Origin of the sequence: Polaromonas sp. CF318, from assembly GCF_000282655.1 — a bacterium.
Classification (GTDB): domain Bacteria; phylum Pseudomonadota; class Gammaproteobacteria; order Burkholderiales; family Burkholderiaceae_C; genus Polaromonas.
The window spans coordinates 174108-195581 of sequence record NZ_AKIV01000039.1 but is presented as its reverse complement, the minus strand read 5'-3'; the positions used below and the strand labels follow the sequence as shown (position 1 = coordinate 195581).

The window sequence follows — 21474 nt, the reverse complement described above, 5'->3', positions numbered from 1 at the left end:
AGCGGCTGCAAGGTCAGGCGGAGATTGCCGTTTCGGCGGCGCAGTAGTGCCGCACCAGGCTCATCAGCTCTTCTTCCGAGAACGGCTTGCCCAGGTAGTGGTCGACGCCGAGTTCCTTGGCGTGTTCGCGATGCTTTTCAGCAATGCGCGAAGTGATCATGATGATGGGCAGGTTGTTCAGGCGCACGTCGCCGCGGATGTTGCGCGCCAGGTCGAAGCCGTCCATGCGCGGCATTTCAATGTCCGACAGCACCACCGCCGGCCGTTCTTCCTGCAGGCGTTCCAGCGCTTGCAGGCCGTCGGCCGCCAGGGTAACGCGGTAGCCTTCACGCTGCAGCAGGCGCTGCGTGACGCGGCGGACCGTGATGGAGTCGTCGACCACAAGAATCAGCGGAATCTGCGGTGCGGCAGGCATGGCGGCCGGTGCTTTCGCGACGCCGCCGGCACCGGTGCCCGTGGCGGTGCTTGCCGCCGTGGCACCCGATCCTTCGAGCATATGCGGCTCGGCGCGGTCGGTGCTCCAGGCGCGGGCCTGCTGGCCGTACACCGAAGCCAGTGCCACCGGGTTGTAGATCAGCACCACCGCGCCGGAAGCCAGCACGGACATGCCGGCCAGGCCGGGCAGGCGCGACAGCTGCGGCCCGAGATTCTTCACCACAACTTCCTGGTTGCCCAGAACTTCATCGACGTGCAGGGCAATACGCTGCGCGGCGCTTCGGAAAACCACGACAGGCGTGGTCTTGCCCTGGACTTCGCCGCTGTGCTGCGATGCCTGCAGCAAGGCGCCCGACCAGAAGAAAGGCATGGTTTCGCCGGCAATCTCCAGCGTGCCGGTGTTGTAGGCCTGCTGCAGCTCCTTGGCGGAGGCGCGGCGCACGGTTTCCACCACGTTGGCGGGCACGCCCACCGAGAGGTTGCCGGCGCGGATCATCACCACCTGCGTCACGGCCGTGGTCAGCGGCAGCACCAGCTTGAAGTGGGTGCCTTTGCCCGCCACAGTGGAGGTTTCAATCCGACCGCCCAGCGAGTTGACCTCGGAGCGGACCACGTCCATGCCGATGCCGCGGCCGGCCAGTTCGGTCACCTGGGCCGCGGTGGAGAAACCGGGCATAAAAATCAGGTTGGCGGCGTCGCTGTCTTCAATGGCCTGATCCGGCGCGATCATGCCGAGGCTGACGGCTTTTTCGCGGATGCGGCGCAGGTCCAGGCCGGCGCCGTCATCGCTGAAGTCGACCGACACGTCATTGCCTTCCTGGCGCAAGTGGACGGTGATCACGCCGACCGGGTCCTTGCCGGCATTGGTGCGAACCTCGGTGCTTTCAATGCCGTGGGCCACGCAGTTGCGCAGCAGGTGTTCGAAGGCAGGGGTCATGCGGTCCAGCATGCCGCGGTCCATCTCGATGGTGCCGCCCAGCAGGTCCAGCTTCACCTGCTTGCCGGTTTCCTTGGAGGCCTGGCGCACCACGCGGTAGAGGCGTTCGGAGATGCCTTCAAACTCCACCATGCGCGTGCGCAGCAGGTCGCGCTGCAACTCGCGGGTCTGGCGGGCCTGGGCGATCAGGTCGTCCTCGGTGGCTTCCACCGTGCGCTGCAAGGTGCGCTGCACGGTCGCCACGTCGTTCACGGATTCGGCCATCATGCGCGTCAGCTCCTGCACACGCGTGAAACGGTCGAACTCGAGCGGGTCGAACCCGGCCTGGGCCTCTTTGGCCTGTGCCAGGCGCGACTGCATCTGGGTTTCGGCCTGCAGTTCGATGTCGCGTAGCTGCTGGCGCAAGCGGTTCAAGTTACCGCTCATGTCGTTCAGGGAGCCGCGCAGCTGGCTGAGTTCGGCTTCCAGGCGCGAACGCGTGATCATGACCTCACCGGCCTGGTTGACCATGCGGTCCAGCAGCTGGGAGCGCACGCGTATCGAGGCGTTGGCCGCTTGCCGCAAGGGCTGCATGGCCATGGCCTGAGGCGCTGGCACGGAGAGCTTGCGGGAGCCGCCAGCGGCGGCAGTCGCCGGCGCGGGGCTTTGCGCAGCGGCTTCGGGGGCATCGGGCCCCGTGGCGGCTTGCACCGGCGCGGAGACGGGCTCGGGCTGCGCAGCGGCAAGGGGAGCCAGCTGCACGGGGGCGGCGGCGGCGGCCGCATCGGCGTTGCGCAGCGCTTCGAACGCGGCTTCCATCGCGTCAAAACGGTTGATCAGGGCGTCGAACTCCGCCGAGGCCGCGGCGTCGGAGCCGAGGAACTCGATTTCGGATTCAATCCGGTGCGCCATTTCACCGAGGCGCAGGGCGCCGGCGAGCCGGGCGCTGCCCTTGAGCGTGTGGAGTGCGCGCAGCACCTCCATGCGCGCGCCCTGGTTGTCGGGCCGAGCGGACCACTGCCGCAGCGCGCCGCCCAGCTGGGGCATGAGTTCAGCGCCTTCTTCCTCAAAAATCGGGAACAGGTCGGGGTCGATGGCATCGACGGCGTCGATTTCCTCGTCCTCTTCGTCCTCGAAACCCTGGGTCGCGGGCGCCGGCGTGGCCAAGCGCACCGGAGGTGCGACGGCCACGGGAGGCGCGGCAAACCCGACGGGCGGCGGCACGGGCGCGGCCTGCACGGGCGCTGGTGCCGGTGTCGGTGCGGGAGCAGGTGCTGGCACCTCGATAAGCGGCGCTTCCTCAACGACTTGCATCACCACCGGCTCGGGCTCAGGTTCCGGCACGGGCTCGGGCTCCACGGCCGGCTCCTGGGGCAGGACGGACTCGGACTCGAAATCGTACTCAGAGAAGTCGGTGCCTGGCGGCAGGACCGAGTCGGAGAAATCGAGCTGCTTGAGGCGATCAAGAACACCGGCATCCGGCTCCTTGAGGAAGCCGGCGGCAAACTGATGCAGCAGCCGGCGTATGTCTTCCGCCGCATCCACAAACACCTGGCCGTACTTGGCGGCGCCATTGCGGTGATGCGCGCGGGATTGCTGCAAGGCCTGTTCCAGCGCGCGGGCCATTTCGGACAAGGCGTCGAACCCGACCGTGGCGGAGCTGCCGGCCAGGGAATGCGCCAAGGCCACGGTGGAATCGCTGACCGGCTGGTTGCGCTCCAGCGACCATTCGGCCACTTCCGTGACCAGCCGGCGCGACCATTCGTCGGCCTCGTTGAGGTAGACGTTGTAGAGCGGGATGCTGATGCGCAAAGTGCCTATGACCTTGACCTGTTCATCGCCGTCGACCGACATCGCGCTGTCGGTGGCCTCGACGCGGTCCAGGGCATCAAGCGCCTCGACCTGCGGCTGGCCGGGAGCGGGTTCGCTCACCGCGGCGGCCTGCGGCGGCGTAGCCGAGAAGTCGAAGTTCAGGTCGTCGGCCAGATCGGCTTTGACGGGCTCGGCCGCTTCGGCATGGAAGTGCTTGTCAAAATCGGCGTCGGACAGCTCTATGGCTTCCGCGCTGTCCAGCTCGATCACCGTCGCGGCATCGGCTGCCGCAACGGGCTGCGCCGGCACACCGGCATCACCGGAAATCGCCGACAGGCTGTCGAAATCAATGCCCGCAATCTCGGCCGCAGGTTCGGCGGGCTTGGCCGGGGCGGCGTCGCCAAACACCAGGTCAAAATCCAGATCGGTGAGAGGTGCCGTCGCCTCGGCGGGCGCCGCGCTTGCGGCTTCGGGCGCACCGGCGTCCAGTTCGAAGTCGGGCAGGGAGAAGGCCTCGGTGGCGGCAGGCTCCGCGGCGGGAGCCGTATCGGCGACAGCGGCTGGTGGGGCGGCGGCGGGCGCGGCCACAGCCGCCTTGGCGCCCAGCACCAGGGGGCTGTAGCGGCCTTCGGTACGCATGGCATCAGCGCTGGCGCGGAAGACCGATGCTGACCAGGCGCCGTCCTTGTTGGCGGCGATGTCGGCGATCCAGTCGGCGAAGCCGCCCATGGCTTCGGTGGAAAGGGCCCTGAATTCGTCGGTGGTGGCCTTCTGGTCGGCCAGCCAGGTGTTGAGCATCTGCTCCAGCGACCAGGCGGCTTCGCCGAACTCGTTGAGCCCCACCATGCGCGAGCTGCCCTTGAGGGTGTGGAAAGCGCGCCGCAGCACGGTGAGCTGCGAAACGTCGGCCGGGTCGGTGGCCAGCGCGGCCAGGGCTTCCCGGCCGTTGCCTATCACCTCGCGCGCTTCCTCCAGGAAGATGTCGCGCAGGTCGTCTTCTTCAAAGTCGTCGGATTCGGCCGCGGGTTCAGGCGCGGCCGGTGCCGGCGCCACGGTGAACGCCAGCGTCGTGAGCGCGGTGGCGGCGGCATCGGTATCACTCGTGGACACGGCCACGGCGGCCTCGCGGGCGGTTTGCGCCAGGGCGGGCTGTTCGGCCAGCGCCGCATGGGTCGCCAGCGCGTCGAGCTTGATGGTGAGGCTTGCGTCGGCTTCGCCCTGGCCGGCATCCTGCACCACGGCGATGACTTCCTGGGACAGCATGTCGCCGCCGACGGTGACGGCCGAAGCAGCGCTTGCCGCATTCTGCACACGCCCCATGAGCGGCCGGAGCTCGCCCTTCTGGTCGTCGTAGACAAACAGCTTCTTCGCCAGCGCGGGCTGGTAGTTCAGCATGTCGATCAGAAAGCTCAGGGCGCCCAGGTTGTTGCCCAGGTGTTCAAACGTACCCGCGGCGCGCGCCTGCTGTTCGTCGATTTCTGTGACCAACATCTGCTCGACGCTGTCGCGCATGCGCAGCACCGCGTGCGAGGCCTGATCCAGGCCCAGCACGGACAGCACGCCGCGCATCTGTGACAGCTGCCCGGGAACCGCCTGCAGCGTCACCTTGTCCTGCGGATTGCGGAAAAACACGTCCAGCGATTTTTCGAGTTCGCCGAGGGAGACGCGCAATTCACCGACCACGCTGCCCATGGTCTGCTTGTCGCTGACGCGGCGGTACAGCTCTTCCATCCAGCCTTCCAGCGGCTGGGGTTGCCCGCCTGCCCGCACGCCCTCCAGGCGTTCCGCGAGATTGGCCGTGCGCACCGCCAGTTGCGGATCGTTGGGGTCCAGGTCGTCAAACGCGGCTTCCAGGTACAGCACCGAAGTGGCCACTTCCATGGCCAGTTCAATGCCGGGGGCCTGGCCCGAGCGCACCACAGTTTCGACGGCCCGGCTCAGGGCTTGCGCCAGTGGCTCACTGGGCGGATGGAGCTTGAGCAGGGAATCGGTCACCAGGCTGAACTGGTCGCTGACCGATTTGAATTTGTTGGCGTCGCCGGCGGACAGCGCCGACCAGGTTTCCTTGGCCGAGGTGATGCGCTTGCGCGCCTGGGCCAGCAGGGCCGGGTCGAAGCGCCCGAACTGGATAAGTTCGTAGTCGACAGGCTTGAAGCGGTTCAGGCCGTAGGCGGAGCGCACGGCCGACAGCACCGGCGTGTCGCTGGCACGCGCGGAGACCGCCTGCGAGCAGAAAAACAGCAGGTCCTGCGCCAGGCGCTCGGAAACGGAGGTGTCGCCTTTGGCCAGCGAGGCGTACTGCATCAGGACACGGGAAGCGGCGCGCTTGACGTACAGGTCCGAGCCGAGCAGATCGTTGGCGACCGCTTCAAAGTAAGCCGCGGCTACCTTCCAGAAAATGCGGGGCTGGCGGTCGGCCTGCCGGGCCGCGAATCCGAGGCTGAGTTCCTTGAGGCTTTTGGCGGCTTGCGGCGCCTTGCCCTTCATGATCTGCAGCACCGACTGGTCCAGCACGGCGCGCGCGCTGTCGTCGTAGTTGCGCGGCTCGCTGGTGCCCGTCAGTTCGGGCTCCAGCCAGCGCCATTCGAAAGACCACAGGTCCGCGGGATGGATGCGGTCGGCACGCAGCAACTCCTGCACGTCGCGGTATTGGGGGAACAGGGACACCGCCGAGATCGGCTTGTCGGCCAGCACACCCTCGAGGTATTCGGTCAGGGCAAAGCTGGCCCGTTCAATCTTGCCGGCGGCTTCCTGGCTGCATTGCTCGGGCTGCTGCACGAACTTCTGCACCGCCGCTTCCATCGCGCGCAGCACCAGCGCGGGGCCGGCCAGGCCGACCATCTCGAGCGCGCCCACCGCCTGGTGCAGTTGCTGGCGGGCAATCCGCAACTGGCTGGCATCCACGGCCGCGAGGTCGGAGCCGCGAGCGGCTTCGGCATCCCGCACGAAACGCTTGAGCGCCTTGGCAGCGCCATCGAGCGACTTGCGAAGTTCGTCAAGCACCCATGCGAGAGGGCCTAGGTCGTTGACGGCAAGATCGAGCTCGGCAGCGGTTGAGTTCGGGACGTTGGATTGCATAAATAGCGGGCCGGTTCTGGAATCAGTGTCAGAGGCTAAGGCGGCGGTCAGCGCACGACGGGCAAACTCGCATCGGCATCAGGCGATCTTGAATCGGGACACCGACTGGCGCAGCTCTTCAGCCATGCGGGAAAGATCGCGCACCTGCTGCGCCGTGGAACGGGTACCTTCTCCGGTTTGCTCCGTCACCGCGAAAATGTGCTGGATGTTGCCGGCCACCACGTTGGCCGAAGCGGCTTCGCGGGAGGCGGAGTTGGAAATCTGCTCAATCAGGTCAGCGAGGCGGCGTGACACCTGGTCAATCTCGGTCAGCGCGGTACCCGCGTTGTCGGACAGTTTGGCCCCTTCCACCACACCCTGCGTGGAGCGTTCCATAGCGGCCACCGCATCCTGGGTGTCGGTCTGAATGGCTTTCACCAGGGCCGAAATCTGGCGCGTGGCGTCCGCGGAGCGTTCAGCCAGTCGCTGCACTTCTTCCGCAACCACCGAGAAGCCTCGTCCGGCTTCACCGGCTGACGCCGCCTGGATGGCCGCGTTCAGCGCCAGCACGTTGGTCTGTTCGGTAATGTCCGAGATCAGTTCGGTAATTTCACCAATCTCCTGGGACGATTCACCCAGCCGTTTGATCCGCTTGGAGGTTTCCTGGATCTGGTCGCGGATGGAGTTCATACCGCCGATGGCGTTCTGCACGGCCTGCAGGCCGGATTCTGCGGCGGTCAGCGATTGGCGCGCCACCTGGGAAGATTCCTGCGCCTGCGTGGACACTTCATTGATTCGGGACGCCATGTCGAGCACCGACTGGCCGGTTTCGCGAATCTCGCGCAGCTGTTCGGTGGAGGCCGCCAGCAGTTCGGTGGAGGTGCTTTCCACCTGGGCCGTCGTTTGCGCCACGCGTGTTGCCGTGTTCTGCACGTTACCCACCAGCTGACGCAACTCTTCCACCGTGTAGTTCACCGAGTCGGCGATAGCGCCGGTGATGTCCTCGGTCACGGTGGCTTCCTGCGTCAAATCGCCTTCAGCCACTGTCTGCAACTCATTCATCAAACGCAAAATAGCGGCCTGGTTGGCGTCGTTGACGCGCTTGGCGTCCTGCTCCTGGCCCTTCGCTTCCTGCCGCTGGGTTTCGGCAACGGCCTGGCGCTGCTTGCTGTCCTCCACCTGCAGTTTGGCCAGTCCCGCAGCGCACAGCAGTGCAAAGACGGCGGCAACCACCAGGGTCGTCAGCGCGGTGGCGCCCAGGCCGGTCTGCGAGGACAATTTGCTCTGCAGGTCTTCCAGGCCCCGGCGCAGCGGCTCGCTGTCGGCAATGATGGAGGATTGCGCTTCACGGGCGGACACCAGGCCCTGCAAGTTGCCCAGAATGGCGCCGGCCTGCACACGCGTCTGCTCGTAAAGCGCCATCAAGGCTTCGAGGCGTTCACGGGTTTGCGGGTCCTTGGAGCCGGCCAGGCGCAGCTCGGGGCTACCTTCCTGCAGGCCCTGGGCGATTTCCTTGAAGGAGTTCAAATCCTTGCCCAGCAGGAACACGGCCTCGGGGCTCACGCCTTCCATGGTCAGGAACTCATTGGCGGATTTACCGATACGCTGCGTCAACATCACCAGCTGGCCGGAGGCGGAAATTTCGGCAGGCGCCGCATTCTGCTGAAGCTTGAGCGAGGACACGGTTTCGGCGATTTCCAGCAGGTCCGAAGACTGGCGGTTAATCGTGCGCAGGGCGTTACCCACCTGGGTCAGAATGTTTTGCTGTCCCATCACGGTCTTGGCGTTCTTTTCGGCGCGTTCCATGAAGGGGGTGACCTTTTCCACGTCGGGCTGCAGGTCTTCGCTCACCGGCGCCAGGCGCAGGCTGTCTTCGCCGGCCTTCAGGCCGCGCACGGTTTTGGCCAGCACGTCGGAGCTTTCGCGCACGTCGGGGAAGGCCTGGGCACTACCCACCAGCGCCTGAGATACCGATTTCGCCAGACGCTGCGACTGCATCAGGGACTGGCCGGTTGCCGCCACCTGCTGAGCCACTTTGTCCGCCTGATTCAGCGCCAGGAAGGTCACCGTACCCAGCACTGCCACCGACACCGCCAGGAAAAACACCAGAATCCGCTGGTGCTGGCCCATGGTCTTGCGGCCCAGCAGGGGCAGGCTCAGGAGCTCGGGATTGGCGACGGACGCCGATTCCTCGGCGCTCGCCATGCGGCTGGAGCCAAACGCATCATCATTGCCGTCCGCCTGCCGCACCGCGGCGGTCTGCAGGGAGGCTTCATCCATGGCGCCGGTCGCCAGGGGGTCCGGCGTACCGACGGAAGCCATGTCCATGCTGTCCTCGGGCTGGACGGACTTTGTTTTAAACAGCTTCTGGATATTTTCAATAACAGACATGGTGAGCCTTCCGGGGAGAAACAGTGTGCGCTATGCGCCTATCGTCAAAAAATGCGCTTGCTGTGCAAGCAACTGAAGGTTGATTTCCTGCCAGGTCGCGCCGTTAAGGTCGACATACTGGTTGCCAAAGAAATCGGGCGCGTCGGGCGCTTTTTCGGAGAAATCGCTGAACGCGTCCTGGTTGCGCAGCCCGGAGAGCTTGTCGATCAGCAGCGCGCAATTGACTTCCAGCGCGCTGTTGAGCGCCACAAGACGGGAGTCGGTGCGTGCGAGTTCATTTTTGGGGGGAGGTGCCTGGCCGCTCACGTAGCTGGCGAGGTCCACCACGCCGAACAGGCCGCCCCGCAGATTGGCAACGCCGGCGAACCAGTTTTGCGTGTACGGAACAGGCTGTGTGTTGACCCAGGGGAAAATTTCACCGGACTGGCTCAGGGGAAAGAGGTATTTTTTCCCGCCCGCTTCCACGGCCAGCCAGGACGCGGCAACGCCTTGCGTGCGCGCAATCTGCAACCTGTCGGCCAGCCGGGTTTGTAGTTCTCTAAGGGCTTGTCTGTTCGCCATGCTTTGGTTTTACGCCGTAAATCAGCCGAGGGCCTTGATTTTGGCCATCAGCTCATCCGCATCCACCGGTTTGGTGATGTAGTCGCGGGCGCCCTGGCGCATGCCCCAGACCCGGTCGGTTTCCTGGTTCTTGCTGGTGCACATCATGATGGGGATATCGGAGTACAGCGGGTCGCGCGTGATGGCGCGCGTGAGCTGGAAGCCGTTCTGGCCCGGCATGACCACATCCATGAGGATCAGCTCGGGTTTGTCTTCTGCGAGGCGCCTGAACGCATCTTCCGCATTTTCAGCAGTTTTGACCGTGAAACCGTTCTTGACCAGCAAATCGGTCAGAAACATCAATTCGGTTTTGGAGTCGTCAACTACCAGTATTTTCTTGATTGCCATCACACTACTCCTTGTTTGGCGCTGCCGAGTTCCTGAACGGTCTGCAGCAGCTGATCTTTGGTAAAAGGCTTGGTCAGGTAGTCTTGAGAGCCCACCATGCGACCGCGCGCCTTGTCGAAAACGCCGTCCTTGGAGGACAGCATCACAATGGGAACGTTGGAAAACTTCACATTGCGCTTGATAATCGCACAGGTTTGATAGCCGTCGAGGCGGGGCATCAAGATGTCGCAGAAGATCAGGTGGGGCTCGTAGTCGTTGACTTTGGAAAGGGCATCAAACCCATCCTCGGCCAACAGCACTTCATGCCCGCCCTGCTTCAGGAATATCTCGGCGCTACGCCGGATGGTGTTGCTGTCATCGATGACCAAAACCTTCAGTCCGGAACTGGGAATGCTCACTGCCTATGCTCCTCATGTTGCAGGCACCGGCGGCTGGCGCCGGCCTGCGATTGTCCAGGCTGGTATCCGGACATTTAGATCTGAACCATTTCAAAGTCTTCCTTGCGCGCGCCGCATTCGGGGCAGGTCCAGTTCATGGGCACTTGGGCCCATGGCGTCCCGGGAGCAATGCCATGTTCGGGCGCGCCGGCAGCTTCGTCGTAAATCCAGCCACAAATTAAACACATCCACGTCGTTGATTGAGTCACAGCTTAAGTTGCCTTCGAATAGAATGCAACAATTGTATCGAGGCGGCGTTGCTTATTCGCGTACAAGGCAAAATCGCAGCCTATGGCAAACCCCAAAACACCTCAACTGGATAGCCGACAGCTCCAAATCGAGGACACCGACGCATCACCGGCCTGCGTCATGACATTCAATGCCAACGACCCCAGCGGAGCCGGCGGGCTGACGGCGGATATCGCCTCCATCACCTCGGCCGGCGCGCATGCGCTGGCGGTTGTAACAGGCGCTTATGTGCGCGACACGGCCGAAATCTTCGACCACTTCGCCTTCGATGAAGAAGCTGTAACAGACCAGGCCCGCTCGGCGCTGGAAGACATGCCGGTATCGGCCATCAAGGTCGGCTTTGTCGGCAGCCCCGAAAACATCTCCACCATCGCCGAAATCGCCTCGGATTATGCCGATGTGCCGCTGATCGCCTACATGCCCAATCTCTCCTGGTGGGAAGAAAGCGAGATTGACAGCTATTTGGACGCCTTTCGCGAGCTGATGCTGCCGCAAACCACGGTGTTGGTCGGTAACCACAGCAGCCTGTGGCGCTGGCTGCTGCCGGACTGGCCGGGCGAGCGCAACCCCTCGGCCCGCGACATCGCCAAAGCCGCCGCCGACCTCGGCGTGCCCTATACCCTTGTCACCGGCGTCCCCATGCCCGACCAGTTCATCGACAACGTGCTGGCCACGCCGCAGGCGGTGCTTTACAGCGAAAAATTCGAACGCTTCGAGGCCGTGTTCGCCGGTGCCGGCGACACCCTGTCCGCCGCGCTCTCGGCCCTGCTGGCCAACGGCCACGACCTGCAGGCGGCCACCGCCGAAGCCCTGACCTTCCTGGACCATAGCCTGGACGCCGGTTTTCACCCCGGCATGGGCAATATCGTGCCGGACCGCCTGTTCTGGGCGCAGGCCGACGTCGACCCCGAAGACGAAGCCGGGGACGAAGCGGGCGATGCCAACGACGACGTCGAGCTGACGTCCAAACCCTCTCTTGACCTGCCCCCCAATGGAACCACCAAACACTAAGCCCGCAACGCCCCAGGCAGCCTCCCGCAACGACGCCCTCTTTGAACGCGCCAAAAAACTGATCCCCGGCGGGGTCAATTCCCCGGTCCGGGCCTTCAAGGCCGTGGGCGGCACGCCGCGTTTCGTGCAGCGCGCGCAGGGCGCCTACTTCTGGGATGCCGACGGCAAACGCTACATCGACTACATCGGCTCCTGGGGTCCCATGATCCTGGGCCACGGCCACCCGGCGGTGCTCGAAGCCGTGCAAAAAGCCGCGCTGGAGGGCTTTTCCTACGGCGCGCCCACCGAGCGCGAGGTCGAGCTGGCCGAAGAAATCGTGCGGCTCGTGCCTTCGCTCGAAATGGTGCGGCTGGTCAGTTCGGGCACGGAAGCGGCCATGAGCGCCATCCGCCTGGCGCGCGGCGCCACCGGGCGCAGCAAGATCATCAAGTTCGAGGGCTGCTACCACGGCCATGCCGACGCCCTGCTGGTCAAGGCCGGCTCGGGCCTGGCCACCTTCGGCAACCCGACCAGCGCCGGCGTGCCGCCCGAAGTGGTGCAGCACACCCTGGTCCTCGAATACAACCACCTGGCCCAGCTCGAAGAGGCCTTTGCCCTGCACGGCAAGGACATCGCCTGCCTGATGATTGAGCCCATCGCCGGCAACATGAACTTCGTGCGCGCCAGCCTGCCTTTCATGAAACGCTGCCGCGAACTGTGCACACAGCACGGCGCGTTACTGGTGTTCGACGAAGTCATGACCGGTTTTCGCGTGGCCCTGGGTGGCGCGCAAAGCGTCTATGCCCGCGCCATTCCCGGCTTCAAACCCGACATGACGGTCATGGGCAAGGTCATAGGCGGCGGCATGCCGCTGGCGGCCTTTGGCGGCACCCGCGCCGTGATGGAGCAGCTCGCGCCACTGGGCCCGGTCTACCAGGCCGGCACACTCTCAGGCAACCCGGTCGCCACCGCCTGCGGCCTGGCAACCCTGCGCGAGATCGCCAGGCCCGGCTTCTACGAGGCGCTCAGCGAACGCACCCGCAACCTGGTCACAGGCCTCACACAGGCGGCCGCCAAGGCCGGCGTGCCGTTTTGCGGCGACAGCGAAGGCGGAATGTTCGGCTTTTTCCTGATGGGGCAATTGCCGCAGAACTACGCCACGGTCATGACCACCGACGGGCCGTCGTTCAACCGCTTCTTCCATGCGATGCTGGACAGCGGGGTGTACTACGCGCCTGCGCTGTATGAAGCGGGCTTTGTCAGTTCAGCGCACACGATGGCGGATATCGACGCCACGGTGGATGCTGCAGCGAAGTTTTTCGCAGCGGGTTGAACCGATTGCGCCGCTCCTGGCGGCGAAGGCGAGATCTGGATTGGAAGCCGGGTCTCCTCCAAATCAGTGCCGGAAGTGCCGAACCCCGGTCAGCACCATTACCACCTCGCGCTCATTGGCTGCCGCGATAACTTCATCATCCCGCATGCTGCCGCCGGGCTGGATCACGCAGGTCGCGCCGGCGTCCACCACCACGTCGAGGCCGTCGCGGAAGGGGAAGAAGGCGTCGCTCGCGACCGCCGAGCCCTGCAGCGTCAGGCCTCCGTTGGCGGCCTTGATGGAGGCGATGCGGGCCGAGTCGATGCGGCTCATCTGGCCGGCGCCCACGCCCAGGGTCATGCCGTCGGCGCAGAACACGATGGCGTTGGACTTGACGTATTTCGCGACCTTCCAGGCGAACAGCATGTCGTGCAGTTGCTCCTGCGTTGGCTGCAGCTTGCTGACGACCTTGAGGTCGCCTATGGCCAGCTCATGGTTGTCGGCGGTCTGCATCAAGAGGCCCGAACCCACGCGCTTGACGTCCATCAGGTTGCGGCCCTGCTTCCAGGCGGTGTCACCGCCGGGCGGCAGGTCGATCTGCAGGATGCGCACATTGACCTTGCTCTTGAAAACTTCCAGCGCCTCGGGCGTGAAGGCCGGCGCCATCAGCACTTCGACAAACTGTTTGGAGATCTGCTGCGCGGCGCGCTCGTCGAGAGGGCAGTTCAGGGCGATGATGCCGCCGAAGGCCGAAGTCGGATCGGTCTTGAAGGCCTTGCTGTAGGCCTCCAGGCCGTCCTTGCCGACGGCCACGCCGCAGGGGTTGGCGTGCTTGACGATCACGCAGGCGGCGCCGTCCTTGATGAGGTCGAAGCTCTTGACGCATTCCCAGGCGGCGTCGGCGTCGGCGATATTGTTGTACGAGAGCTCCTTGCCCTGCAGCTGTTTGGCCGTGACCAGCGAACCGGGCGCGGGATACAGGTCGCGGTACAGCGCCGCCTGCTGGTGCGAGTTTTCACCGTAGCGCAGGTCCTGCACCTTGATGAAGCGGCCGTTGGCCTGGCCGGGGAACATCCCGTGGCTGCCGTCGGCCTGGATGCCGGAGAGGTAGTCGCTGATGGCGCCGTCGTACTGGCTGATGCGGTTGAAGGCGGCCACCGAGAGGGCGAATTTGGTCTTGTCGCTGAGCTTGCCGCCGGCTTTCAGTTCAGCGAGCACGCCCGCGTACTGCGAGGCGTCGGTCAGCACGCCGACGTCCTTCCAGTTCTTGGCGGCGGAACGCACCATGGCCGGGCCGCCGATGTCGATGTTCTCGATCGCGTCTTCCAGCGTGCAGCCGGGCTTGGCCACGGTGGATTCAAAGGGGTAAAGGTTGACCACCAGCAGGTCTATGGTGTCTATGCCGTGGGTTTTCAGCGCCGCCATGTGCTCGGGCACATCGCGCCGGGCCAGCAGGCCGCCGTGGATCTTGGGGTGCAGGGTCTTGACGCGGCCGTCCAGCATTTCGGGAAAGCCGGTGTGGTCGGCAACTTCGGTCACCGGCAGGCCGGCGTCGGCCAGCAGCTTGGCCGTGCCGCCGGTGGACAGCAGCTTGATGCCGAGGGCGTGCAGCGCCTGTGCGAATTCGAGGATGCCGGTTTTGTCGGAAACGGAAATCAGTGCGTTCATGGTGGTGTTCTCAAAAGGGAGCCGGTTCGAAAGCCCGGAAAGGTCCGGGCGGCGGGAATTGTTATTTGATGAGCTTGTGCTCGACCAGCTTTTTGCGCAGGGTGTTGCGGTTCAGGCCCAGCCATTCGGCGGCGCGCGACTGGTTTTGCTCGGCATGCTGCATGACGACCTCCAGCAGGGGCTTTTCCACCACCTTGACCATCATGTCGTACATGCCGTCGGGCTCGGTGCCGCGCAGGTCCTTGAAATAGCCTTCCAGACTGGTGCGTACGCACTCTTCGATGTGTTTCTTGCTCATGCAGCAGCTTCTTCCTGATTTTTATCTTTGTTCGCCCGTGCCTGCACTGGCACGCCCTCTTCGACATCTTCGCCGGCCGCGGCAGCAGCGGCCGGAATCCGGTCCATCTGCGTGCCCAGCCCCTCAAAAAAAACGCTGACCGCGCGCAGTTGGGCGTCGCAGTCCTCCAGCAAATTCATGCGCGCGCGAAAGGCCTCGCCGCCGGGCAAGGACTTCACGTACCAGCCGATGTGCTTGCGCGCGGTGCGCACGCCGGTGAATTCACCGTACAAATCGTAGTGGTCGCGCAAATGGTCGACCAGCAGGCGCTCCACCTCGGCCACCAAAGGCGGCGCAAGATGCGTGCCTGTGGCCAGGAAATGCGCCACCTCGCGGAAAATCCAGGGCCGGCCCTGGGCCGCGCGGCCAATCATCACGGCATCGGCGCCGGTGCGGGCCAGCACGTCCCGGGCTTTCTCGGGGCTGTCGATGTCACCGTTGGCCACCACCGGAATGCGCAAGGCGGCCTTCACCGCAGCAATGGTGTCGTATTCGGCCGCGCCCTTGTAGCCCTGCTCGCGCGTGCGGCCGTGCACGGTGACCATTTGCACACCGGCGTTCTCGGCGGCGCGGGCGATCGCCAGCGCATTCTTTTCAGCCTGGCACCAACCGGTGCGCATCTTGAGCGTGACCGGAACCCCTTGCGGCGCGCATGCGGCGACCACGGCCTCCACGATCTGCAGCGCCAGGGTTTCGTCCTGCATCAGGGCCGAGCCGGCCCACTTGTTGCAGACCTTTTTGGCCGGGCAACCCATGTTGATGTCGATGATCTGCGCGCCGCGGTCTATGTTGTAGGCGGCGGCTTCGGCCATCATCTGCGCGTCGGTGCCGGCAATCTGCACGGCGATGGGAGCGGCCTCGCCTTCATGGTTGGCGCGGCGCGAGGTCTTCAGGCTGTCCCACAGGTCCTTGCGCGAGGTCACCATCTCGCTGACGGCGTAGCCCGCGCCCAGCTTCTTGCTGAGCTGGCGGAACGGCCGGTCCGTCACGCCGGCCATGGGCGCGACAAACAGGTTGTTTGCCAAAGCGTAAGGGCCGATGTTCATGGGATGGAGGACGGGGGCTTGCTGAAAAAGGAGGCACGATTGTACCTGCCCAAAATTTCAGCAATTGAAATTTGCACACGGACTTGTAAGTGTCTTCCCGACAAGCCGGGGTGCCCCGCCCTGCCTATACTCGAATGCATATATGGAAGCCTGGATTCACCGCCTGATAGAAATTTTGGCCTTGCCCGAGTACGGACTGAGCACGGTCTTTGTGGTGTCTTTCATTTCGGCCACCTTGCTGCCGCTGGGCTCTGAGCCCGTGGTCTTCGGGCTGGTCAAACTCAATCCCGCCATGTTCTGGCCGGCCGTGCTGGTCGCCACCGCAGGCAACACGCTGGGCGGCGCGCTCGACTGGTGGATGGGCTATGGCGCCCACAAGGTGGTGGACAAGTACAAACATTCCTCGCACCATGGCCGCGCGATACGCTGGCTGGAAAAGCTGGGGCCCAAGGCCTGCCTGCTGGCCTGGCTGCCGGTGGTGGGCGACCCGCTGTGCGCGGTCGCGGGCTGGCTCAAGTTTCCGTTCTGGCCTTGCCTGGCTTACATGGCGGTGGGGAAATTTGCGCGCTACTTCCTGATGACGGGCAGCCTCATCTGGGCATTTCCGGGCGTGGTGACCGGTTAGGAAATCAGAAGCTCAGAAGCGCTCGTGCGGCAGCAAATAGCGCCACTGGCCGGGCTGCAGCTGGCTCATCGCCACACGGCCTATGCGCAGCCGCTTCATGCCTTGCACCGTGAGGCCTACGCTCTCGCACATATAGGCGATCTGCCCCGGCACTTCGCCCTTGAGGGCAAAACGCAAGCGGGTTTCGCTTTGCCAGCTCACCTTGGCCGGCGGCAGCAGCGCGCCGTTGTAGGTAAAGCCGTGGTCCACACGGTTGAGCCGCTCCAGCCCGCCGGGCTTGATGTCGCCCGCTACATCGACGACGACTTCATGCTCCATCACACGGGCGTCTTCACGCAGCTTGCGTGTCACGCGCCAGTCCTGCGTCAGCACCACCAGCCCGCTGGCCGGCGTGGCCAGCGGCGTCACCAGCTCCACCGACGAGAAATGTTTTTTGAGCGGTCGGATGCCGGAGCTGTCGCCGGGTGATTGCGTGGCAGGCGACAGCAATGCCGCCAGGGACGCCGCGCTGCCGTCCTGTCCGGCCTCATAGCCGGGCGGTTTGTGCAGCAGCAAGGTCACCGGCGTCAACGCCAGCAGGCTGGCATCCTTGTCGAGAACGATGGCCTGGCCCAGCACGCGGAACTGCGGCTCTTCAACCGTCACGCCGTCCACGCTCACCCAGCCGCCCTCGATGTACTGCTCGGCCTCGCGGCGCGAGCAGGACAGCATTTCAGCCAGGCGCTTGGCGAGGCGAACGGGTTCTGTCATCGCGGCGGGGCCGTCATGGCGTGTGGATGGAGGATCAGGCTTGCGCCGCCACCACGCCGATCTCCACGTGGTACTTGGCCGCCGCCAGGCGCGGGCTCATGACCGTGGCGCGCGCCGGCGTGGCGCCCGGCACCACCCAGGCTTCCCAGGCGCGGTTCATTTCGCCGAAACTGTCCATGTCGGTCAGCCAGATGGTGGCGCTCAGCAGGCGCGACTTGTCGCTGCCGGCGGCCGCCAGCAAGCGATCGATATTGGCCAGGATGCTGCGGGTCTGTTCGTACACGCCGGGGCCGGCGTCATCGCCGGCCACCTGGCCCGCGAGGTAAACGGTTTTGTTGTGGACGACGGCCTGGGACATGCGGGGGCCGGTTTCGATGCGCTGGATGGACATGGTGTTCTCTTTCAAAGCAAGTGTTTAACGGGGGGTCGGCCTGCTCAGCAAGCCGGTGACGGCGCCGCCGGGCGCCAGATTCAAACAGCCACGCGGGCATGTTGCGGCGCGGGCCGTCCCATGCATTGTGGCGCGACTTGCAGCACGCCGCCGGCGGCGGGGCTTTATCAAGCCGTGCGCTGCCGGTGCACGCCGGCAGCCTCGCCGCTCAGCTGCTGAACAGGAAGTTCATCACGTCGCCGTCCTTGACGACGTATTCCTTGCCTTCGCTGCGCATCTTGCCGGCATCCTTGGCGCCCTGCTCGCCCTTGTAGGCGATGTAATCGGCAAACGCGATGGTCTGGGCGCGGATATAGCCCTTCTCAAAATCGGTGTGGATCACGCCGGCCGCTTGAGGGCCGGTGTCGCCGACATGGATGGTCCAGGCCCGCACTTCCTTGACACCCGCGGTGAAGTAGGTCTGCAGGCCCAGCAGCTTGTAGGCCGCCAGGATCAGGCGGTTCAGGCCCGGCTCATCCTGGCCGATCTCGGCGAGGAACATCTTTTTGTCTTCCTCTTCCATGTCGGCCATTTCGGCCTCCATCTTGGCGCAGATCGCCACCACGGGCGCCTTCTGCGCTTCGGCGTAAGCCTTCAGGCGGTCCAGCAGCGGGTTGTTGTCAAAGCCGTCCTCGGCCACATTGGCCACAAACATGGCGGGCTTGGCGGTGATCAGGAAGAACTGCTTGAGCAGCGGCAGCTCTTCCTTGCTGAAGTCCAGGGTGCGCACCGGCTTGCCCTCGTTGAGCGCAGCCTGGCATTTTTCGAGGATGACGACCAGCTTGGCGGACTCCTTGTCGCCTGAGCGCGCGACCTTGGTCACGCGCTGCAGGGCCTTTTCGACGGCGGCCAGGTCGGCCAGGCAGAGTTCCGTCTGGATGACCTCGATGTCGGAGATCGGGTCCACCTTGCCCGCCACATGCACGACGTTGTCGTCTTCAAAGCAGCGCACCACATTGATGGTGGCATCGGTTTCCCGGATATGGGCCAGAAACTTGTTGCCCAGGCCTTCGCCCGTGCTGGCGCCCGCCACCAGGCCGGCGATGTCCACAAACTCGACGATGGCCGGAACAATGCGCTCGGGCTTGACGATCTCCGCCAATTGGGACAACCTCGGATCGGGCACTTCCACAATGCCGACATTCGGCTCTATGGTGCAAAAAGGGTAGTTCTCGGCCGCGATCCCCGCTTTGGTCAACGCATTGAAAAGGGTGGATTTTCCGACGTTAGGCAAGCCTACAATGCCGCACTTCAAACTCATGAGAAACCTTCAAAAACAGGCTGAGAAGTGTATTCGATGCGCGCTCGGCCGGGATTGGGGTGCTTTGCGGCAGGCCTTCGCCACCCTTTTGCTGGGCGGGTCTTTGCTGCTGCAGACAGGGCCGGCGCAGGCCCAGCCGGTCATGGCCCTGAGCGACGCGAATCCGATCATGGATGCGCGCACCAGCGGCCTCATGTGGATAGACGCCAGCGGCCAGGCCAGCATTGAACAAATCGCCGGCGGGAGCAAAGCAGGCGCGGCCTTCGTACCGCCGGCCGCGGACACCATTCATTCGCTCGGCCCCCAGGCGGCGCTGTGGCTGCATTACCGCTTTGCCAGGTCTTCCGGCTCGCGCCAGAGCTGGCTGCTGGCCTTTCCCCTGCCCCTGCTGGACCTGGTGACCGTGTACCAGCGCACCAGCGCAACGGGCGGCTGGACCTCCCAGACCGCCGGGGACACCCTGGCGGTCTCCAGCTGGCCCGAACCCGGCCGCTACGGGCAGTTCGAGCTCAACCTGCCGAACGACGGCGTACATGACGTCTATGTGCGCATACAGCACCAGACGGAAGTCAGCATTCCGGTCCAGGTCAGCACGCGCAGCAGCCTGGCGCAGCGGCTTCAGCTGGAATACCTGGCCATCGGCGTCGTGTTCGGCGCATTGGTACTGCTGATCGTCGCCTGCGCGGTCCAGAGCTGGGTCTACCGCGACAAGGCCTATGGCTGGTATGCCGTTTACGCGTCCATCATGGCGCTGGTGGTGGCGGCCTGGACCGGTGTGGCCGGCCATTTGCTGTGGAGCAACTTCAGCGCCTGGAACAACATGGCACAGGGCTGCCTGGCCATCCTGGGCGGCGGCTCGGCGCTGCTGGTGGTGCACCATCTGTGCGGCGCAGGTTCGCGCCACAGGTGGTTTGAGCGCCTTGCCTATTGGACCGGCGCGGCCGGCGTGCCGCTGGCCCTGCTCTATCTCGTCCTGGAGCGCGGCCTGGGCGTGCGCCTCATCAGCGCTTACCTGGTCGCGGTGGTTGTCATGGGGATCAGCCGGGCCTACATGACGTGGCGGCGCCAGGACGTCGTCGGCTTCTGGGTGCTGGCGGCCTTCGTCCCGCTGGGGCTGGTGACGCTCATGACCGTCACCAGCATCCTCGGTTTGTTTTCGGCTTCCTGGCTCTCCCAATACGGCTTGATGGCGGCGCTGGCGATTGAAGTGCCCCTGCTGCTGGTGGCGCTGAACATGCGTTCGCGCGAACGCCACGCGGTGGAAGCGCGGGAGCAGGCCATGTCCAGCCAGGACGCGCTCACCGGCCTGCTGGCCGCCCACCTTTTCCACGACCGCTTCAAACAGGTGGTGGGCCGGGCACAGCGCTACAGGGAGCCGGCCGCGGTGGTCTACATCGAATTGGTCAACTACCGCTACATCAAGAAGACCTGGGGCACGGCCGTGGCCGAGCAGAGCCTGCTGCGCAGCGTCATCAAGCTGCGCCGCATCCTGCGCGACGTCAACACGGTAGGGCGCATCGAAGAGGCCCGTTTCGGCCTGATCCTCGAAGGCGTTTCATCGCGTGCGCCCGTCACCGACCTGGCGGCACGCCTGATCGCCGCCGGCCTCATGCCGCTCAAAGGCCTGAAACCGGAGGTGGTGCTGCAGTTCCATGTCGCGGGCGTGCTCTTTAGCGAGCGCATGGGAAGCCACGAAGAGATCGCGGCCGCGCTGGCCGACCTGCTGCACAGCATGGCGGCCCGCACCCGCCGACCCATCCGTTTCCTGGAACCGGAACTGACCCATCCCATGCCGCTGGCGACCGACTCAGGCTTTGACGGCGCCGATGATTCCGGGCCCCAGGCGCCGCAAGCGGTCGCGGCAGCCGACACGCCCCACGCGGCCCATGCGCCGCTGCGGGCGGTCAAAAGTCATTCAAACCGGTAGCTGGCACCCACGGCCTGGCCCACCTTGAGCTGGTGGTCGATGCCGGCCAGCACGATGGCATTCATGCCGAAGGTCAGCGCGCCGTTGACGCGCGGATCCTGCCGGTAGGTCTGCAGCATGTCACCCACCTCGGGGCTGCTGGTCGCCGTGGTCGGGTCGATATTGGGAATCGGGCAGCGCGGGCAGGGCTTGACGGGCTTGAGCTGCGCCGGGCCCTGCTGCGTCGCGATCTGCAACAGGTCGACGCGGTCCTCGTCATGCGGCGCCAGGCCGGGGTCGCCGGCCGCATCGCCCAGCACGATGTTGGGGCGAAAGCGCTCCATGCCCACGGCGGCCACGCCCGCGGCCGCGAGTTTTTCATTGAATTGCGCCAGCGAGGCTTCACTGAGCACCAGCAGCGAATAGCCGTCGCTGAACTGGTTGAGCGCCTCCAGGCCGCCGGTCCACTCGGTGTTGCAAATCCGCTTGTGTTCGGGGTCGAAGCGCACCAGGCGCGCCGTGCGGCCCAGGAAGTCGCTGAACCACTGGGCGGCGATAGGGCCCATGTCGTAAGCCTGGACCTCGTCCTTCCAGACCTTCACGCGCACCGGCTCCTCGACCTGGTCCAGGGCGATATGCAGGGCCAGCATGCCGGGCGCGCGCAGCACCATGTCGTGGTACCTGAGCTGCGGCTTGATCAGCGCCATGCGCGGCAATTCGCGCTGCGTGAGGAAATGCCCCTTGTCGTCCACCACCATCCATGCGCGGTCGAATTCCAGCCCGGTCTCGGTCAGCAGGGCCTCCTGCACCTGCACGCCGGCGCAGGATTTGACCGGGTACACATACAGGCGCGAGATCACCGCGTTCAGGTCAAAAGCAGCATCGGCCATGGCGGGGCTCGCCG

The 21474-nt window shown here is 64.9% G+C and carries 17 protein-coding genes; 4 read left to right on the top strand and 13 right to left on the bottom strand.

What is annotated here, in order from left to right; all coding sequences use genetic code 11:
* Positions 1 to 13 precede the first annotated feature (13 nt).
* The 6 genes from PMI15_RS05670 to PMI15_RS24310 form a co-directional block, all read right to left on the bottom strand.
* On the bottom strand, positions 14 to 6241 hold the full coding sequence (locus PMI15_RS05670) for an Hpt domain-containing protein (RefSeq protein WP_007864992.1): 6228 nt from the start codon (positions 6239 to 6241) through the stop codon (positions 14 to 16).
* Positions 6242 to 6319: 78 nt separating this feature from the next.
* Positions 6320 to 8611: a methyl-accepting chemotaxis protein gene (locus PMI15_RS05665; RefSeq protein WP_007864990.1), complete on the bottom strand. Its 2292-nt coding sequence runs from the start codon at positions 8609 to 8611 to the stop codon at positions 6320 to 6322.
* Positions 8612 to 8641: 30 nt separating this feature from the next.
* Entirely contained in the window at positions 8642 to 9172 is a 531-nt protein-coding gene (locus PMI15_RS05660) for a chemotaxis protein CheW (RefSeq protein ID WP_007864988.1), read from the bottom strand.
* A 21-nt stretch (positions 9173 to 9193) separates the two neighbouring features.
* Positions 9194 to 9559 carry a response regulator transcription factor gene (locus tag PMI15_RS05655; protein ID WP_007864987.1) on the bottom strand — a complete coding sequence of 122 codons (366 nt, stop codon included), beginning with the start codon at positions 9557 to 9559 and terminating at the stop codon, positions 9194 to 9196.
* Positions 9559 to 9957: a PleD family two-component system response regulator gene (locus tag PMI15_RS05650; RefSeq protein ID WP_007864980.1), complete on the bottom strand. Its 399-nt coding sequence runs from the start codon at positions 9955 to 9957 to the stop codon at positions 9559 to 9561. Before PMI15_RS05650 ends, PMI15_RS05655 begins: the two co-directional genes overlap by 1 nt.
* Positions 9958 to 10031: 74 nt before the next feature.
* Positions 10032 to 10205: a rubredoxin gene (locus PMI15_RS24310; RefSeq protein ID WP_074576308.1), complete on the bottom strand. Its 174-nt coding sequence runs from the start codon at positions 10203 to 10205 to the stop codon at positions 10032 to 10034.
* An 82-nt stretch (positions 10206 to 10287) separates the two neighbouring features.
* Between PMI15_RS24310 and PMI15_RS05645 the strand changes: the two genes are divergently transcribed.
* Positions 10288 to 11256: a bifunctional hydroxymethylpyrimidine kinase/phosphomethylpyrimidine kinase gene (locus PMI15_RS05645; protein WP_051001919.1), complete on the top strand. Its 969-nt coding sequence runs from the start codon at positions 10288 to 10290 to the stop codon at positions 11254 to 11256.
* A complete protein-coding gene (gene hemL / locus PMI15_RS05640) occupies positions 11237 to 12568 on the top strand; it encodes a glutamate-1-semialdehyde 2,1-aminomutase (protein WP_007864976.1) in 1332 nt (443 codons plus the stop codon). Before PMI15_RS05645 ends, hemL begins: the two co-directional genes overlap by 20 nt.
* Before the next feature lie 63 nt (positions 12569 to 12631).
* On the opposite strand, the gene purH is transcribed toward hemL, so the two are convergent.
* The 3 genes from purH to dusB form a co-directional block, all read right to left on the bottom strand.
* Positions 12632 to 14215 (bottom strand): bifunctional phosphoribosylaminoimidazolecarboxamide formyltransferase/IMP cyclohydrolase, encoded by a 1584-nt coding sequence (gene purH / locus PMI15_RS05635; protein WP_007864974.1) that lies wholly within the window; start codon positions 14213 to 14215, stop codon positions 12632 to 12634.
* A 61-nt stretch (positions 14216 to 14276) separates the two neighbouring features.
* The gene (locus PMI15_RS05630; protein ID WP_007864972.1) at positions 14277 to 14513 is read right to left on the bottom strand and encodes a Fis family transcriptional regulator; all 237 of its coding nucleotides are present in this window, start codon (positions 14511 to 14513) and stop codon (positions 14277 to 14279) included.
* Positions 14510 to 15598, bottom strand: a complete 1089-nt coding sequence (gene dusB, locus PMI15_RS05625; RefSeq protein ID WP_007864967.1) for a tRNA dihydrouridine synthase DusB — start codon at positions 15596 to 15598, stop codon at positions 14510 to 14512. Before dusB ends, PMI15_RS05630 begins: the two co-directional genes overlap by 4 nt.
* 142 nt (positions 15599 to 15740) lie before the next feature.
* On the opposite strand from dusB, the gene PMI15_RS05620 reads away from it, so the two are divergent.
* On the top strand, positions 15741 to 16223 hold the full coding sequence (locus tag PMI15_RS05620; RefSeq protein ID WP_007864963.1) for a YqaA family protein: 483 nt from the start codon (positions 15741 to 15743) through the stop codon (positions 16221 to 16223).
* A gap of 12 nt (positions 16224 to 16235) precedes the next feature.
* On the opposite strand, the gene PMI15_RS05615 is transcribed toward PMI15_RS05620, so the two are convergent.
* The 3 genes from PMI15_RS05615 to ychF all read right to left on the bottom strand — a co-directional run bounded on the left by PMI15_RS05615 (position 16236) and on the right by ychF (position 18664).
* Positions 16236 to 16973, bottom strand: a complete 738-nt coding sequence (locus PMI15_RS05615; RefSeq protein WP_007864960.1) for an rRNA pseudouridine synthase — start codon at positions 16971 to 16973, stop codon at positions 16236 to 16238.
* A 34-nt stretch (positions 16974 to 17007) separates the two neighbouring features.
* The gene (locus PMI15_RS05610) at positions 17008 to 17364 is read right to left on the bottom strand and encodes a RidA family protein (RefSeq protein WP_007864946.1); all 357 of its coding nucleotides are present in this window, start codon (positions 17362 to 17364) and stop codon (positions 17008 to 17010) included.
* A gap of 208 nt (positions 17365 to 17572) precedes the next feature.
* The gene (gene ychF, locus PMI15_RS05605) at positions 17573 to 18664 is read right to left on the bottom strand and encodes a redox-regulated ATPase YchF (protein WP_007864944.1); all 1092 of its coding nucleotides are present in this window, start codon (positions 18662 to 18664) and stop codon (positions 17573 to 17575) included.
* Between the two features lie 103 nt (positions 18665 to 18767).
* Here ychF and PMI15_RS05600 point away from each other — a divergent pair, with 103 nt between their 5' ends.
* Positions 18768 to 20591 (top strand): 7TM diverse intracellular signaling domain-containing protein, encoded by a 1824-nt coding sequence (locus PMI15_RS05600; RefSeq protein WP_157214539.1) that lies wholly within the window; start codon positions 18768 to 18770, stop codon positions 20589 to 20591.
* On the opposite strand, the gene PMI15_RS05595 is transcribed toward PMI15_RS05600, so the two are convergent.
* Positions 20576 to 21460, bottom strand: a complete 885-nt coding sequence (locus PMI15_RS05595) for an MOSC domain-containing protein (protein ID WP_007864940.1) — start codon at positions 21458 to 21460, stop codon at positions 20576 to 20578. The genes PMI15_RS05600 and PMI15_RS05595 overlap by 16 nt on opposite strands.
* Between the last annotated feature and the right edge of the window lie 14 nt (positions 21461 to 21474).